The organism is Actinacidiphila acididurans (assembly GCF_016918855.1).
Classification (GTDB): Bacteria; Actinomycetota; Actinomycetes; order Streptomycetales; family Streptomycetaceae; genus Actinacidiphila; species Actinacidiphila acididurans.
The window spans coordinates 11,427-27,182 of sequence record NZ_JADKYB010000017.1 but is presented as its reverse complement, the minus strand read 5'-3'; the positions used below and the strand labels follow the sequence as shown (position 1 = coordinate 27,182).

Annotated in this window: 14 protein-coding genes; 9 read left to right on the top strand and 5 right to left on the bottom strand. The window is 73.4% G+C overall.

Annotated features, from left to right (window positions below; all coding sequences use genetic code 11):
• Nucleotides 1–3: 3 nt before the first annotated feature.
• Nucleotides 4–1,332 carry a family 4 glycosyl hydrolase gene (locus tag ITX44_RS27715; RefSeq protein WP_205360156.1) on the bottom strand — a complete coding sequence of 443 codons (1,329 nt, stop codon included), beginning with the start codon at nucleotides 1,330–1,332 and terminating at the stop codon, nucleotides 4–6.
• A gap of 274 nt (nucleotides 1,333–1,606) precedes the next feature.
• Here ITX44_RS27715 and ITX44_RS27710 point away from each other — a divergent pair, with 274 nt between their 5' ends.
• The 7 genes from ITX44_RS27710 (at nucleotide 1,607) to ITX44_RS27680 (ending at nucleotide 7,665) form a co-directional block, all read left to right on the top strand.
• Nucleotides 1,607–2,722, top strand: a complete 1,116-nt coding sequence (locus tag ITX44_RS27710) for a carbohydrate kinase family protein (protein WP_205360155.1) — start codon at nucleotides 1,607–1,609, stop codon at nucleotides 2,720–2,722.
• Between the two features lie 314 nt (nucleotides 2,723–3,036).
• Nucleotides 3,037–4,104 carry a PhoH family protein gene (locus tag ITX44_RS27705; RefSeq protein ID WP_205360154.1) on the top strand — a complete coding sequence of 356 codons (1,068 nt, stop codon included), beginning with the start codon at nucleotides 3,037–3,039 and terminating at the stop codon, nucleotides 4,102–4,104.
• Nucleotides 4,105–4,116: 12 nt separating this feature from the next.
• Nucleotides 4,117–4,611: an rRNA maturation RNase YbeY gene (gene ybeY / locus ITX44_RS27700; RefSeq protein ID WP_205360153.1), complete on the top strand. Its 495-nt coding sequence runs from the start codon at nucleotides 4,117–4,119 to the stop codon at nucleotides 4,609–4,611.
• Nucleotides 4,612–4,641: 30 nt separating this feature from the next.
• Nucleotides 4,642–6,018, top strand: coding sequence for a hemolysin family protein (locus tag ITX44_RS27695; RefSeq protein ID WP_205360152.1), 1,377 nt, complete (start codon nucleotides 4,642–4,644; stop codon nucleotides 6,016–6,018).
• A gap of 192 nt (nucleotides 6,019–6,210) precedes the next feature.
• Nucleotides 6,211–6,765: a COG4315 family predicted lipoprotein gene (locus ITX44_RS27690; RefSeq protein WP_205360151.1), complete on the top strand. Its 555-nt coding sequence runs from the start codon at nucleotides 6,211–6,213 to the stop codon at nucleotides 6,763–6,765.
• 252 nt (nucleotides 6,766–7,017) lie between these two features.
• Nucleotides 7,018–7,212 carry a DUF2304 domain-containing protein gene (locus ITX44_RS27685; RefSeq protein ID WP_205360150.1) on the top strand — a complete coding sequence of 65 codons (195 nt, stop codon included), beginning with the start codon at nucleotides 7,018–7,020 and terminating at the stop codon, nucleotides 7,210–7,212.
• A gap of 87 nt (nucleotides 7,213–7,299) precedes the next feature.
• Nucleotides 7,300–7,665, top strand: a complete 366-nt coding sequence (locus ITX44_RS27680) for a cytidine deaminase (protein WP_205360149.1) — start codon at nucleotides 7,300–7,302, stop codon at nucleotides 7,663–7,665.
• A 61-nt stretch (nucleotides 7,666–7,726) separates the two neighbouring features.
• On the opposite strand, the gene ITX44_RS27675 is transcribed toward ITX44_RS27680, so the two are convergent.
• Together ITX44_RS27675 and ITX44_RS27670 are read right to left on the bottom strand one after the other, a co-directional pair.
• Entirely contained in the window at nucleotides 7,727–8,065 is a 339-nt protein-coding gene (locus ITX44_RS27675; RefSeq protein ID WP_205360148.1) for a P-II family nitrogen regulator, read from the bottom strand.
• A gap of 46 nt (nucleotides 8,066–8,111) precedes the next feature.
• Nucleotides 8,112–9,503 (bottom strand): ammonium transporter, encoded by a 1,392-nt coding sequence (locus tag ITX44_RS27670; protein ID WP_372441013.1) that lies wholly within the window; start codon nucleotides 9,501–9,503, stop codon nucleotides 8,112–8,114.
• Between the two features lie 160 nt (nucleotides 9,504–9,663).
• On the opposite strand from ITX44_RS27670, the gene era reads away from it, so the two are divergent.
• Complete coding sequence (era, locus tag ITX44_RS27665; RefSeq protein WP_205360146.1) at nucleotides 9,664–10,614, top strand: GTPase Era; 951 nt, start codon at nucleotides 9,664–9,666, stop codon at nucleotides 10,612–10,614.
• Between the two features lie 88 nt (nucleotides 10,615–10,702).
• On the opposite strand, the gene ITX44_RS27660 is transcribed toward era, so the two are convergent.
• On the bottom strand, nucleotides 10,703–11,749 hold the full coding sequence (locus ITX44_RS27660; protein WP_205360145.1) for an Lrp/AsnC family transcriptional regulator: 1,047 nt from the start codon (nucleotides 11,747–11,749) through the stop codon (nucleotides 10,703–10,705).
• A 165-nt stretch (nucleotides 11,750–11,914) separates the two neighbouring features.
• Between ITX44_RS27660 and ITX44_RS27655 the strand changes: the two genes are divergently transcribed.
• On the top strand, nucleotides 11,915–13,372 hold the full coding sequence (locus ITX44_RS27655; RefSeq protein WP_205360144.1) for an MFS transporter: 1,458 nt from the start codon (nucleotides 11,915–11,917) through the stop codon (nucleotides 13,370–13,372).
• A gap of 31 nt (nucleotides 13,373–13,403) precedes the next feature.
• Here the strand turns inward: ITX44_RS27655 and ITX44_RS27650 are convergent, their stop codons facing one another.
• Nucleotides 13,404–15,653 carry an ATP-binding protein gene (locus tag ITX44_RS27650; RefSeq protein ID WP_307795512.1) on the bottom strand — a complete coding sequence of 750 codons (2,250 nt, stop codon included), beginning with the start codon at nucleotides 15,651–15,653 and terminating at the stop codon, nucleotides 13,404–13,406.
• Nucleotides 15,654–15,756 lie beyond the last annotated feature (103 nt).

The window sequence follows — 15,756 nt, the reverse complement described above, 5'->3', positions numbered from 1 at the left end:
TCCTCAGCCCCGGGCCGGCCAGCCCGCGGCGTCCAGGATGCGAGCGGCGGCCGAGGCGGTGTCGACCAGGGGGTGCAGGGCGAGGGCGCGCAGGGCGGCGGCGCGCGAACCGGTGCTCGCCGCGTCAATGGCCGCGCGTTCGACCGCTTTCACGGTCAGCATGAGGCCGGCCTGGTGGTCGTCGGGCGGGGCCACGGGCAGCGGCCGGGCACCGAAAGCGCCCACCTCGCAGGGCACTTCGACCACGGCGTCCGCGTCGAGGACGGGCACGGCGCCGCCACCCGGAACGTTGAGCACCAAGGTGGCGGGTCGGTCGTGGGCGATGGCCCGCATCAGGGCGAGCGCCACGTTCTCGTAGCCGCCGCCGTCCAGGTCCTGGGCGTCGCGCTGCCAGCCGCCGCTGGCCGCCCGGTTCTCCGCCAGGTACGTCGCCTCGCGCTCGTGCCGCACCCGCTGCCACAGCGCGTACGCCTCGTCCTCCGGCAGCCCGTCGGCCTCGGCGAAGAAGCCGCCCTGCTGCCGGTCCAGGAACTCCCCGCGGGTGGCCGCCGCCGAGCGCACCGCGTGCAGGGTCTCGCGCCGGAAGTAGTAGTAGTGCAGGTACTCGTTGGGCAGGCTGCCGAGTGCGGCGAGGAAGGGGGCGCCGAACAGCCGGCCCTCCTCGAAGCCGGCCAGTGCGCCGGGGTCGGCCAGCAGGCCCGGCAGCAGGTCGCGGCCGCCGACGGTCAGCCGCCGCAGCCAGCCCAGGTGGTTCAGGCCCAGGTAGTCGTAGCTCAGGTCCGGGGCGTCCGGGTCGGCGCCCGCCGCGCGGGCGGCCCGCCGGATCAGGCCCACCGGGGAGTCGCAGATGCCGATCACCCGCGGGCCGAGCACCCGGGCCATCGCCTCGGTGACCATCCCGGCCGGGTTGGTGAAGTTGATCACCCAGGCGCCGGGTGCGACCGCCCGGACGCGTTCGGCCAGGGCCACCGCCACCGGCAGCGTGCGCAGGCCGTACAGCACCCCGCCGGCGCCCACCGTCTCCTGACCGAGCACCCCTTCGGCCAGCGGCACCCGCTCGTCGCGCATCCGGCCCGCGGTGCCGCCCACCCGGATCGCCGAGAACACGAAGTCCGTGTCCCGCAGCGCCTCGTCCAGCCCGCCGGCCACCCGTACCGGCGGCCCGGCGCCGTCCGCCGCGCGCCGCATGGCGGCCAGCACCCCGGCGACCACCCGCACCCGGCGGGCGTCGGTGTCGTACAGCACCACCTCGCGCACCTCGGGCTCGTTCCGCAGCGCGCCGTACACCAGCGGCACCCGGAACCCGCCGCCGCCGATCACCGTGAGCCTCATCCGGTCCTCATCCGATCCTGTCCCGTGCCCGTCCGGTCCACATCCGACCGCCTCCGTCCGCGTTCGATCCGCGTTCGGTCCGTGTCCGACCGCTTCCGCCCGCGTCCAGCGCGCGTCGCGATCGCGGCCGATCCCGGTGTCCGGCCCAGGAGCAGTCTGCCGCGCCCCGCGTCCACCGGCGCACGGTCCCGGCCGCCCGCGCACCCGTGCGCCCCCCGGCGCACACATGCCACTGACGAGCGCCCGGCGGCAGCCATCCGTGAGAGTGTGAAGCATGGACGACCAGCCCGTGCTCGACCCACTGGCGGCTCTCCGCGTCCTGGGAGACCCGGCGACCGACGTCTACCTGACCGGCACCGTTTTCCTCGACATCATCTTCACCGGCCTGGACCGCGCGCCGGTGCGCGGCACCGAGTCCTGGGCGCGCGGCATGGGTTCCAGCCCCGGCGGGATCGCCAACATGGCCACCGCGCTGGCCCGGCTGGGCCTGCGCACCACACTGGCCGCGGCTTTCGGCGACGACATGTACGGCGACTACTGCTGGGACAGCCTCCGCAATGGCGAGGGCATCGACCTGACCCTCTCGCGCCGGGTGCCGGGCTGGCACTCCCCCGTGACCGTCTCGATGGCGTACGAGGGCGAGCGCACCATGGTCAGCCACGGCCACCAGGCGCCGCCGCCGGAGGAGGCCGTGCCGACCTGCCCGCCGCCGGCCCGGGCCGCGGTGGCCGCGCTCGGGCACCGCGGGCACGAGGGCGAGGGCGACCCGGACTGGATCGCCGACGCGGCCTCCTCGGGCACGCTGATCTTCGCCGACGTCGGCTGGGACGAGACCGGCCGCTGGGACCCCGAGGACCTGGCCGGCCTGCGCCATTGCGCCGCCTTCCTGCCCAACGCGGCCGAGGCCATGAACTACACCCGCACCACCACCCCGCGGCAGGCCGCCCGCCGGCTCGCCGAACTCGTGCCGCTGGCCGTGGTCACCCTCGGCACCGACGGCGCCTGCGCGGTGGACTCGGCCACCGGGGAGACCGCCGAGGTGCCCGCCCTGGACGTCGCGGCCCTGGACCCGACCGGGGCCGGCGACGTCTTCGTGGCCGGCTTCGTCACCGGCACGCTGGCCGGCTGGCCGCTCACCGACCGGCTGGCCTTCGCCTCCCTGTGCGCGGCGCTGTCCGTCCAGGAGTTCGGCGGCTCGCTGTCCGCGCCCGGCTGGATCGAGATCGCCAGCTGGTGGACGCAGGCCAAGGCGTACGCGGGGGAGGTGCCCACCGGCCTGGAGGCGCTGGCCCGCTACCGGTTCCTGGAGGACCTGCTGCCGGCCGGCACCCGCCCCTGGCCGCTGCGCCGCGCGGTCCCCACGATCGGCTTCCGCCCGGCGCCCTCCTGAGCCCATGCCTTGTTGAGGAAGGCGCCTGCCTGAGTCCGGGTCCTTCGTGAGCCCGACGCCTTCCCGAGCCCGGGTCTTCTCAAGAGCCGACCGCGCGGTCTCAAGAACTCCCCGTCGCTGAACCCCCGGCGACGCCTCCGTCAACCCCCGCCGACGCCGTCCGGTCCGGCCGCCGGGGCCTCCTTGCGCCCGTGCGTTCCTGTGGACAATCCCCTCGGCCGGGACGGGCCGAGGTCGTACCCTTGGAAAACCAAGGCCCACCCCGGGCGCACCGACCACCAGAAGGCGGGATGAGCAGGCCCTAGCGCCGGCCCATGACTCAGACACCCACGAAGCAGCAGCCGCAGCCGCCGCAGGCGCGGGCCCATTTCGTCGTTCCGGCCAAGCACCCCATGGTGACCGTCCTGGGTTCGGGGGACGCCCTCCTCCGCGTGATCGAGAACGCCTTCCCGGCGGTCGACATCCACGTCCGGGGCAACGAGATCAGCGCGGTGGGCGACGCCCCCGATGTGGCCCTGGTCCAGCGCCTGTTCGACGAGATGATGCTGGTGCTGCGGACCGGTCAGCCGATGACGGAGGACGCGGTCGAACGGTCGATCGCCATGCTGCGGGCGGGCGCCGCCGCCGGTGCCGAGGGCGCGGAGACCCCCGCCCAGGTCCTCACCCAGAACATCCTGTCCAGCCGCGGCCGCACGATCCGCCCCAAGACGCTCAACCAGAAGCGGTACGTGGACGCGATCGACCACCACACCATCGTCTTCGGCATCGGCCCGGCCGGCACCGGCAAGACGTATCTGGCGATGGCCAAGGCGGTCCAGGCGCTGCAGTCCAAGCAGGTCAACCGGATCATCCTGACCCGCCCCGCGGTCGAGGCCGGCGAGCGGCTGGGCTTCCTGCCCGGCACCCTCTACGAGAAGATCGACCCGTACCTGCGCCCGCTGTACGACGCGCTGCACGACATGGTGGATCCCGACTCGATCCCGCGGCTGATGGCGGCCGGCACCATCGAGGTCGCGCCGCTGGCGTACATGCGCGGCCGTACCCTCAACGACGCGTTCATCATCCTGGACGAGGCGCAGAACACCAGCGCCGAGCAGATGAAGATGTTCCTGACCCGGCTCGGCTTCGACTCCAAGATCGTGGTCACCGGCGACATCACGCAGGTGGACCTGCCCGGCGGCGTCAAGAGCGGCCTGCGCCAGGTGCAGGACATCCTCAAGGACGTCGACGACGTCCACTTCTCCCGGCTCACCAGCACCGACGTGGTCCGCCATAAGCTGGTCGGACGCATCGTGGACGCCTACGAGCGGTACGACAACGCCACCGCCGACGGCGGCGGGGACCACCGCGACGGCAGCCGCGCCAGGACCGACCGAAAGTAGCCGACCACCCCCATGGCGATCGACGTCAACAACGAGTCCGGCTGGGATATCGACGAACAGGCGGTGCTCGACGCCGCCCGCTACGCCCTCCAGCGCATGCGCATCCACCCGCTCTCCGAGCTGTCGGTGATCGTGGTGGACGCGGAGGCGATGGAGCAGTTGCACCTTCAGTGGATGGACCTGCCCGGGCCCACCGACGTGATGTCCTTCCCCATGGACGAGCTGCGGCCCGGCAAGGAGGACGAGGAGCCCGCACAGGGCCTGCTCGGCGACATCGTGCTGTGTCCGGAGGTCGCGAAGAAGCAGGGGGAGGAGGCGCCGACCAAGCACTCCATGGATGAGGAGCTCCAGCTCCTGACCGTGCACGGCGTCCTCCACCTGCTCGGCTACGACCACGACGAGGCGGACGAGAAGGCCGAGATGTTCGGCCTGCAGAAGGCCATCCTCGACGACTGGCGCACCGAGCGCGGCCTGCTGGGGCCCTCGCCCGCCCCCACCACCCACTGACGGCGGGGCGAGGCACAGAAAGACCCGCGCATGATCGTCTCCGCAGTCCTGCTGGTGATCGTCGCCTGGCTGGCCGCGTGCGCCGAGGCCGGCATCGCCCGCGTCTCCCGCTTCCGCGCCGAGGACGCGCTGCGTTCCGGCCGCCGCGGCGCCGCCAACCTGCTCGCCGTCAGCTCCGACCCCACCCGCTACCTCAACGTCGCACTGCTGGTCCGGGTGGGGTGCGAGACCGCCGCCGCCGTCCTGATCACCGTGGTGTGCGACCGCACCTTCGACCGCACCTGGCAGGTGCTCGCGGTCGCCATCGGCGTCATGGTGCTCGTGTCCTACGTGGCGGTGGGCGTCTCGCCGCGCACCATCGGCCGCCAGCACCCGATGAACACCGCGACCGCGGCCTCGTACGTCCTGCTGCCGCTGGCCCGGGTGATGGGCCCGATTCCCGGCCTGCTGATCCTGCTGGGCAACGCGCTCACTCCCGGCAAGGGCTTCAAACGCGGCCCGTTCGCCAGTGAGGCAGAACTGCGGGCCATGGTCGACCTCGCCGAGTCCGAGTCGCTGATCGAGGACGAGGAACGGCGCATGGTGCACTCGATCTTCGAACTCGGCGACACCCTGGTGCGCGAGGTGATGGTGCCGCGCACCGACCTGGTGATGATCGAGCGGTTCAAGACCGTCCGGCAGGCCATGACCCTGGCCCTGCGCAGCGGCTTCTCGCGGATTCCGGTCACCGGCGAGAGCGAGGACGACGTGGTCGGCATCGTCTACCTCAAGGACCTCGCCCGCCGCGTCCACATCAACCGCGAGGCGGAGTCCGACCCGGTCTCCTCGCTGATGCGCCCGGCCGCCTTCGTCCCCGACACGAAGAACGCCGGGGACCTGCTGCGCGAGATGCAGCACGACCGCAACCACGTCGCGGTCGTCGTCGACGAATACGGCGGCACGGCCGGCATCGTCACCATCGAGGACATCCTGGAGGAGATCGTCGGCGAGATCACCGACGAGTACGACCGGGAGACCCCGCCGGTGGACGAACTCGGCCGCGGCCACTTCCGGGTCACCGCCCGCCTCGACATCGGCGACCTGGGGGAGCTGTACGGGGTGCTGCTGGACGACGACGACGTGGAGACCGTCGGCGGCCTGCTGGCCAAGGCGCTGGGCCGGGTGCCGATCCCGGGCGCCACTGCCGTCGTCCCGCTCCCCGAGGACGGCTCCGGCACCCACCCGGCTGCCCTGCGGCTGACCGCCGAGACCCAGGCCGGCCGCCGCAACCGCATCGGCACGGTCCTGGTCGAGCCGGTCGGCGAGGACGACGGCGGTACGGAGGCGGGTTCCGCGGACGGCGAGGGCGCGTCCGGGGCCGGGCCCTCGGCGGAGGGCGGCGAGGCGAGGGACGACCGCGAGGACTGAGCCGTCCGGCGCACCGGTCCCGGTGGCCGGGACTGGGCCCGGCGGATTGCCGTACGTGCGCCGGACGGGTTACGGCGGGCCCTTGCTGGCGTGTGCTGGCGCGCGGCGGACCTGCGGGCGGCGACAGTGGGCACCCCGGCCGGGCCGCGGCCCGCGGGGTCCCGTCAGCCCCTTCCTGCTCCCGGAGTACCGATGAAACGCGCTTTCCCAGTGGCCGTCTGCGCGGCCACGCTCCTGCTGACGACCGCCCTGAGCGGGTGCGGCAGCACCAAGTCGTCGTCCGCCTCCTCGCAGGCCAGCGACACCGCCTCGGCCGGCTCGTCAGCGTCCCCGTCCACCCAGGAGGCCGCGGCCACCGCCTCCGGCAGCCCGACCGCCTCCACCCAGGCCACCGTGACCACCCGCGCGGTGGGCAACCTCGGCACGGTCCTGGTCGACGGCAGGGGCCGCACCCTCTACCTCTTCAAGGCCGACACCACCAGCAAGTCCACCTGCAACGACGGCTGCGCGGTCGCCTGGCCGCCGCTGCTCACCACCGGCAAGGCCAAGCAGGGCCAGGGCGTGCAGTCCGGGCTGCTGGGCACCAGCATGCGGTCCGACGGCGGCACCCAGGTGACGTACAACAAGCACCCGCTGTACATGTTCTCCGGCGACTCCAAGGCGGGCGACTCCACGGGCCAGGGCCTCACCCAGTTCGGCGCCCAGTGGTTCGTGGTGAACACCGCGGGCAACGCCGTCACCCGCTGACCGCTCCCGGCCGTCGGCCCTGCGCCGCCGGCGCGGGCAGCACCTCCGGATCGTCCGCCTCTGAGGCGGCCCGGGGCGCGAAGCCCGCGGCGGCGCAGGCCGCGCCGACCGCGGCCCGCCGCCGGAGCCGTACGGGCCGACGCATCCGTGACCAGGGGTGACCGGACATGCGCGGGGCGCGACCCTCGCCTAGCCTGAGCGGTGAAACCTCCGTATTCGGAGTATTCCGAGGCGACTTCGAGGTGATCCGCCGTGCTCTTCCATGTCCCCGTCGTCATCGCCCTCGCCGCGATAACCCTGTTCCTGCACCGCAAGGGCTCGATGAAACCCACCCACGGCCTGGCCTGCGGCGCCTTCGGCTTCTACCTTGCCGACACCAGCTTCGCCGGTTCCATCCACGCGGCCAGTGCCGATCTCTTCGGCATGATCGGCCAGCTCGGTCTTTAGCGCCGCTTCCTGCGGGCCGCTGCCCGCCGCCGCGCCCTGTGGACAACCCGCGCAGGGGTTCGGGCGGACGCCCTATGATCAACGGCTATGAGCCAAGAGCCGCAGTCCGCCGCCGACCTCGACCCCGAGGACCGCAAGCTCGTCACGCTGGCCCGGTCCGCCCGCGCCCGCAACGCCGTGCCCGAGGGCGCCGCCGTACGGGACGAGACCGGCCGTACGTACGTCGCCGGCAGCGTGGACCTGGCCTCCCTGAAGCTCACCGCCCTGCAGACCGCCGTCGCCATGGCGGTGGCCAGCGGCGCGACCTCCCTGGAGGCGGCCGCCGTGGTCACCACCGCCCAGTCCCCGGCGGACGCGGACCGCGCGGCCGTCCGTGACCTGGGCGGCCCGGCCACCCCGCTGATACTCGCCGGCCCGGACGGCCAAGTGACGACGACGGTCACGGCGGGCTGACCGGCGCCGACCGCCCCGAGCCGGCTACCCGGACCGTACGGACCTTTTCACCCCACCGTGCTCAGAGCGCGTCCGGCCCGCGTTCCCCGGTCCTGACCCGTACCGCCGCGTCCACCGGCACCGCCCACACCTTGCCGTCGCCGATCTTTCCGGTGCGGGCAGCCGCCACCAGCGCGTCGATCACCCGGTCCGCGTCCGCGTCCTCGACCAGCACCTCTATCCGGACCTTCGGCACCAGGTCCACCCGGTACTCCGCGCCGCGGTACACCTCGGTGTGGCCGCGCTGGCGCCCGTACCCGCTGGCCTCGGTGACGGTCATCCCGTGCACCCCCAGCTCCTGCAGCGCCGTCTTGACGTCGTCGAGCTTGAACGGCTTGACGACCGCGGTGACCAGCTTCATCGGTGGGGGCTCCTCGAGGTCGGGGCACGGCGTGCCGGCGTACGGCTCAGCCCGACACGGGCGGCGCCGGCGCCTGCGCGGGAGGCGCGGCGACACCGGACCCGCCGTCGCCGCCGGAGTACGATCCGGGACGTACCGCGGAGTGCGACCCGATGAGCGCCCCGGCGTGCGGCGTGCCGTGCGTGAGCACGCCGTGATCGTAGGCGGTCTCGGCGTGAATGGTCAGGTCGAGACCGGTGCGTTCCTCGTCCTCGCCCGCCCGGAAGCCCATCAGCCGGTCCACCGCCTTGCCGATCGCGTACGTGACGGCGAAGGCGTACGCCCCGACGGCCGCCACCGCGACGGCCTGCCGGCCGAGCTGCCCGAGCCCGCCGCCGTAGAACAGCCCCTTGGGACCGCCGGTCATGGTGGCGCTGGCCAGCAGCCCGATCAGCAGAGTGCCGACGACGCCGCCCATCAGGTGCACGCCCACCACGTCCAGCGAGTCGTCCACGCCCCAGCGGAACTTCCAGCTCACCGCGTACGAGCACAGCACCCCCGCGGCCAGCCCGACCACCACCGCGCCGAGCAGGTCCACGCTGCCGCACGACGGGGTGATCGCGACCAGGCCGGCCACCGAGCCGGAGGCGGCGCCGAGCGTGGTGGCGTGCCCGTCGCGGCGCTTCTCCACCATCAGCCAGCCCAGCAGGCCCGCGCACCCGGCGGCCTGGGTGTTGAGGAAGGCCGCCGCCGCGAGGCCGTTGGCGGCCAGCGCCGACCCGGCGTTGAAGCCGAACCAGCCGAACCACAGCAGCCCCGCGCCCAGCAGCACCAGCGGCAGGTTGTGCGGCCGCATCGCGTCGCGGCCGAAGCCGAGCCGCGGTCCCAGCACCATGGCCAGCGCCAGCCCGGACGCCCCCGAGCACACCTCCACCACCGTGCCGCCGGCGAAATCCAGCGCGTGCAGCCGGCTCACGATCCACCCGCCGGGCCCGAAAACCCAGTGCGCCACGGGGACGTATACGGCCACGGTCCACACGAGCACGAACACCACCCACGCCCCGAACCGCGCCCGGTCGGCCACCGCCCCGCTGATCAGCGCGGCCGTGATGACCGCGAAGGTGAGCTGGAAGGCCGCGAACAGCAGAGTGGGCACGTGTCCGGTGACCGACGCCGGGCCGATGCCGTGCATCCCGATGTGCCGCAGGTCGCCGATCAGGCCGATCCCGCCGGCGTCCGGGCCGAACGCGAGGGTGTAGCCGGCCACCAGCCACACCACCGTGACCAGCGCGATCGACACGAAACTCATCATGATCATATTGAGTACGCTCTTGCTGCGGACCATGCCGCCGTAGAAGAGCGCGAGCCCCGGGGTCATCAGCAGGACGAGCGCGGTCGCGGCGAGCAGCCAGGCGGTGTCGGCCGGGTTCGCGGTGGGGGAGCCGGCGGAGGCGAGCAGCACGGAGGGGTCCCTTCGGTCGGCGACAGCACTTGAGCGTCAGGGGTGCGCGTTTCCGAATGTGGACCTGCGTGTTTCCGTGGTGTTTCATGTTGCGTCGGAGTTTCCGGACCCTCACGGCCCGGCAGGCGTGCCCGCGCCCCCCTGCTCATCGGGGAGAATGAACGCCATGAGCGCTCGTACTCCCGCCACCGGGACCTCGCATCGGTCCGGTTTCGCCTGTTTCGTCGGCCGGCCCAACGCCGGGAAGTCCACTCTCACGAACGCTCTGGTGGGCCAGAAGGTCGCCATCACCTCCAACCGGCCGCAGACCACCCGGCACAGCGTGCGCGGCATCGTCCACCGGCCCGACGCGCAGCTCGTGCTCGTGGACACCCCCGGCCTGCACAAGCCCCGCACCCTGCTGGGGGAGCGGCTCAACGACGTGGTCCGCACCACCTGGGCCGAGGTCGACGTGATCGGCTTCTGCCTGCCCGCGGACCAGAAGATCGGCCCCGGCGACACGTACATCGCGCGCGAACTGGCCGGGATCAAGAAGACCCCCAAGGTCGCCGTCGTCACCAAGACCGACCTGGTGGACGCCCAGCAGCTCGCCCAGCAGCTCATCGCCGTCGACAAGCTCGGCCAGGACCTGGGCATCGAGTGGGCCGAGATCGTGCCGGTCTCCGCGGTGGCCGGCGACCAGGTCGCGCTGCTGGCCGACCTGCTGGTCCCGCTGCTGCCCGAGGGGCCCGCGCTGTACGCCGAGGGCGACCTCACCGACGAGCCCGAGCAGGTCATGGTCGCGGAGCTGATCCGCGAGGCCGCGCTGGAAGGCGTGCGCGACGAACTGCCGCACTCCATCGCGGTCGTCGTCGAGGAGATGGCCCCGCGCGAGGGCCGCCCCGCCGACCGCCCCCTGGTCGACATCCACGCCAACCTCTACATCGAGCGCCCCAGCCAGAAGGGCATCGTCATCGGCCCCAAGGGCGCGCGGCTGAAGGAGGTCGGCTCCAAGTCCCGGCAGCAGATCGAGGCGCTGCTCGGCACGCCGGTCTTCCTCGACCTGCACGTGAAGGTGGCCAAGGACTGGCAGCGCGATCCCAAGCAGTTGCGCAGGCTGGGGTTCTGAGCGGGCCGGTGGTCCCCGGGTCCTTCGGTCGCAGGTTGTCGCCAGGTCCTGGGGCCCGGGACGGCGAGATCCTGAGGGCGCCCCGCGATCAGCGGGTCCCTGGCCGGGTGCGGGCCGGTTCCCAGTACGGGCTCGCGGCCTTCAGCGTGCGGTGGTACGGCGCGGTCTCGGTGCGGCGGATGCCGGGGAGCGCGGCGACCGGGCCGGTCAGATAGCGGTAGAGCGCGCCCGCGTCGCGGACCTGGAGCGAGGCGAACACATTGGCCGTACCCGTGATCGCGCCGGCGAAGGCCACCGCCGAGTGCGCGGCCAGCGCGGTGCCCACCTCCGCCAGCCTGGCCGGCTCCACCTCCAGCCACAGCGCGGCCCGCAGATCCGGCATCACCGCGTGGTCGAAGTCCAGGTCGTAGTAGAGCGCCCCGCAGGAGCGCAGTTCCGACAGCCGGCGCCGTACCGTCGACTGCGACCAGCCTGTCACCGCGGCGAGTTCGGCCGCCGGCGTCCGGCCGTCCCGGGCGAGCGCGTCCAGCAGCCTGGCGTCGCCGGGGCCCAGGTTCAGCGGGGTGGGCTCGGGCGGCTGCGCGAACGGGGGCCGGCGGGTGGGCGCGTCGGCCGGTACCAGCGCGGCGAGCTGCTCCGGGTCCAGGGGGCCCGAGCGGGTCACCGGGCTCAGGTCCTGCCCGAAGAAGACGTGCAGCAGGGCGTGCGCGGTCACCTGGACCACGCGCGGGGTGTGCGGCAGCTTCTGGAGCAGCAGGGTGTCCTCCTGCTCGCCGGGCGTCGCCGCGTGCGTCAGGCAGAAGATCTCCGTGCCCCCGGACAGCAGGCTCACACAGCGGGTGTCGGTGCGCCGGGCCATCGCCTCGCCGATCGACGCCGACGCGTCCGGCGTGCACCGCACCCGCAGGAACCACGGCGTCAGCCCCACCCGCAGCGGGTCCACCAGCCCCAGCACCCGCACCGTCCCCGAGGCGCGCAAGCGGGTGTAGCGGCGGGCCACGGTCTGGTCGGACACCCCCAGCACCTCGCCGATCCGGCGGAAGGGGGCCCGGCCGTCGACCTGGAGCGCGTGCACGACCTTCTGGTCCAGCTCGTCGAGAACGTCCAGCGGCGACCAGTCGGTGTCGGATTTCATCTCCCCAGGCTATGCCCTGTCGGATTCCGCCACGAAACCCGTGCGGGCTGTGGTAGGACCGGGCGTGTCGCCGAACCTGGACCGGAACTCATGAACCGTCCTCGTACGTTCGTCCGTGCGCGCACCGCAGTCGCACGTTCCCGAACCGGAAACGGAGCCCCACCCATGCGCAAATGGCTGCCCCTCGTGGCGATCTGCCTGGGCGCCTTCATCCTGCTCGTCGACGTCACCATCGTGAACGTCGCCCTGCCCTCCATGGCCGACGACCTCCACGCGTCCTTCTCCTCACTCCAGTGGGTGATGGACATGTACGCCCTCGCGCTCGCCGCCCTGCTGCTGGCCGCGGGGTCGCTCGCCGACCGGTTCGGCCACCGGCGGCTGTACGCGGCCGGTCTGATCGTCTTCGCCCTCGCCTCGCTGGCCTCCGCCCTGTCGCCCAACGCCGGCGCGCTCATCGCCGCCCGGGCCGTCCAGGGCGCCGGCGGGGCCGCGATGTTCGCCACCTCTGCCGCGCTGGTCTCCCTCACCTACCAGGGGCGCGACCGCGGGATCGCCTTCGGCGTGTGGGGCGCGGTCAACGGCGCCGCCGCCGCAGCCGGTCCCATCATCGGCGGACTGCTCACCCAGGGACTGGGCTGGCAGGCCATCTTCCTGGTCAACCTGCCGATCGCGGTCGTCGCCGTGGCGCTGACCCTGCGGGTGCTGCCGGCCGGCGCGGTCGGCCGCGGCCGCCTCGACGTGCCGGGCGCCCTCACCTTCACCGTGGCCGCGGCCGCCGTGACGTACGCCCTGATCCGCGGCGGCGAGCACGGCTGGTCGGGCAGCCTCACCATCGGCTCCTTCGTGCTGGCCGGGGTCGCTGCCATCGCCTTCGGGGCCGTCGAGGCGCGCTCCTCGCACCCCATGCTCGACCCCGCCCTGCTGCGCCGCCCGTCCTTCGCCGGCCTGCTCGGCGGCGCCCTGCTGCTCCAGGCGTCGGCCTTCAGCGGCCTCGTCTACACCACGCTGTGGCTGCAGAACATCCTGCACCTCAGCCCGATCCGCAGCGGCCTGGCCCTGATGCCGCTGGCCGGCGGGGCGTTCGTGGTGGCAGCCCTCGCGGGCCGCTTCACCCACCGCGTCGCGCCGCGCTGGCCGATCGGCATCGGCATCGCCCTCATCGGCGCCGGTTCCCTGCTGCTGTGGGCCCAGATATCCGGCTCCGCGGGCCAGACCTCCCTCTTCGCCGGCTTCGCCGTCATCGGCATCGGCGTCGGCCTGTCCACCCCCGTCCTGGTCTCGGCCGCCGTCGCCGCCGTCCCCCCGCAGCGCGCGGGCATGGCCGGCGGCGCGATCAACACCTTCCGCCAACTCGGCATGACCCTGGGCATCGCCCTCTTCGGCGCCATCTTCTCCGCCCGCCTGCGCGACACCCTTGCCAAGGGCGCCACCCCCCACGCCGCCTACGCCGCCGGCCTCGACCGCATCTCCCTCTACGCCGCGGCCGCCGGCCTCCTCGGCGCCCTCATCGTCCTCACCCTGGTCCGCAACCCCACCCACGAACCCCCGCCGACCTCGTCCCCCTCCCCGTCGGACCGCATCCCGCCCCAGGAGTCCCCGACGACCTCGGGCACCTCGCGCTGAGCCCCCGGGGTGGCCGGGGCACGGGCGTGCCTCACCCGGCCCGGTCCCCGGCGGCCAAGCGCTCCTCGATCCGGCGCCGCACCTCCAGCGCCCGGGGATCGGTGTACGGCGCGAGCAGGGCCAGCGCCTCGGCCCAGTGCGCCCGCGCCTGCTCCGGGTCCTTGGCGGCGATCGCGTCGGCGAGGTGGTCCAGTTCGACGGCGTGCTGCCAGGTGTCGTCCAGTTCGCGGTGCACGGCCGCGGCGCGGCGGTGGAAGTCGGCCGCCTCGTCGGGGCGTTCCAACGCGGTGTACGTCTGCCCCGTACCGCGCCAGGCCAGCGCCTCACGGCTGCGGTCGGCCAGGCGGCGGTGCAGCATCGCGGACCGCTGATACGACGTAAGGGCGTCGGCATGCTGCCCCGCGGCGCGCTGCACGTCGCCCAGGGTCAGTAGCCAGAAGCCCTCCAGCGCGTGGTCCCTGAGGTTCAGGGCGATCTCCAGGGCTTCCTCCGCGGCCTGCCGGGCCTGCGCCACGCGGCCCTGTTCGAGGTGGAGCGCGGCCGTGATGCGCAGGGCGTTGCCTTCCCCGCGGCGGTGGTTCAGCGCCCGGTGGGCGGCCAGGGCCCGCTCGGCTGCGGCCTCCGCCTCCGGCAGCCGCCCGGCGCTCAGATGCGTACTGGCCGTATTGGCGGTCGCATTGGCCGCCCACAGCGGTTCGCCCGCGTCCTGGAAGATCGCCGCGGCCTCGCCGATGGCGTCGGCGGCGCTGTCCAGCCGGCGCAGCCGCAGGTGGGTCAGGCCGATCAGATTGAGGATGCGGGCCTCGTCGAGCCGGCTGCCGCCGTCGCGGACCAGGCGAAGGGCCGCTTCCAGGTGGTCGAGCCCCTCGGCGAACCGGTTGACCGTCCGGTACGCCCGGCCCAGGTCGGTACGGAGCAGGACCTGGGCCCGTATGTCGCCGAGCCGTTCGGCCGCCTCGAGCCCCAGATGTCCCAGCCCGAGCCAGTCGTTCTCCGGCATGGAGGGCGGCCTCGCGTTCCAGAGCGCCGCTGCCAGCTTCCAGGCGAGTTCGTCCAGACCGGCCACGGTGGCGGCCCTTACCAGGTGCGGGAAGACGCCCTGTTCGCGTTCCGCCCAGTCCACGGCGGCGTGGTAGTCGGCGAACTCCGGGACGGGCGCGGCCGGCGCCGACGCGTCGTCCAGCGCGAGGTGTTCGGCGGCGGGGCTGATGTGTCCCTGGGCGGCGTCCGCGCTCAGCAGATACCACTCCAGCACGCGCCGCAGCGCCGCTTCCCGGTGTTCCTCGGGCTCGTCGGTCTGGGCCTGGCCGGTGGCGTACGCGCGCAGTAGATCGTGGAACTGGTAGCGGTCCGGCGCCGTCTGCTCCAGCAGGTGGGCCCCGACGAGATCGTCGAGAAGCTGCCGTACGCGGTGCGGCGGCAGATCGGCGAGAGCGGCTGCCGCAGACAGGCTGAATTCCGCCCCGGGGTGCAGGCCGAGGAGCCGGAACAGCCGGGCGGCCTGCTCGGGCAGGGCCCGGTACGACCAGGCGAACACCGTGCGGACCGCTTCGGCCTCCTCGTCGGAGCCCGTGCTGAGGGCGTCCCAGAGCGCCGATTCGTCGCGGAGCTCGGCGATCAGGTCGTCCAGCCGCATGTGCGGGTGGCTCGCGGCGCGCTCAGCGGCTATCCGCAGGGCCAGCGGCAACTGCGCGCACAACCGGGCCAGCTCCGTCAGCTTGGCGGTGTCGTCCTCGGGACGGTATCCGCTGGTGACCGCCCGCAGTAAAGCGACGGCCTCCGGCTCCGGCAGGACGCCGAGCGTCAGCCGTCGCGCCCCGTCCCGGACGGCCAGGCTCGACAGGCGGCTGCGGCTGGTGACCACGACCAGGCTGTTGCCGGTGCCGGGTAGCAGCGGCCGTACCTGCCCCACCGTCGCCGCGTTGTCCAGCAGGACCAGCACCCGGCGCTCGGCCAGCAGCGAGCGGTAGAGGGCGGCGGCGGTGTCGATGTCGCGCGGGATCTCGGCGGTGGGCACTCCCAAGCCGCGCAGGAAGCCGCGCAGCGCCTGGTCGGCGGTGACCGGCTCGCCGGGGTCGTACCCGCGCAGATTGACGAACAACTGCCCGTCGGGAAAGCGGTGCTTGATCTGGTGTGCCCAGTGCAGCACGAGCGAGGTCTTGCCCGCACCGGCCGTACCCGCCACCACGTTGACGGTCACCACGACCTCGGCGCCGTCCCGGTCGGTCAGTACGGCGTCCAATTGCCGCAGTTCCGCGACGCGGTTGACGAATCCGGGCACGTCGGCGGGTAACTGGCGGGGAACCGGCCCGCTGCCGCCGGGGGCGAGGCCGTGGTGGAAATGGATTCCCCCCGAGACATTTCCGGCCTGGACGACATCGCGG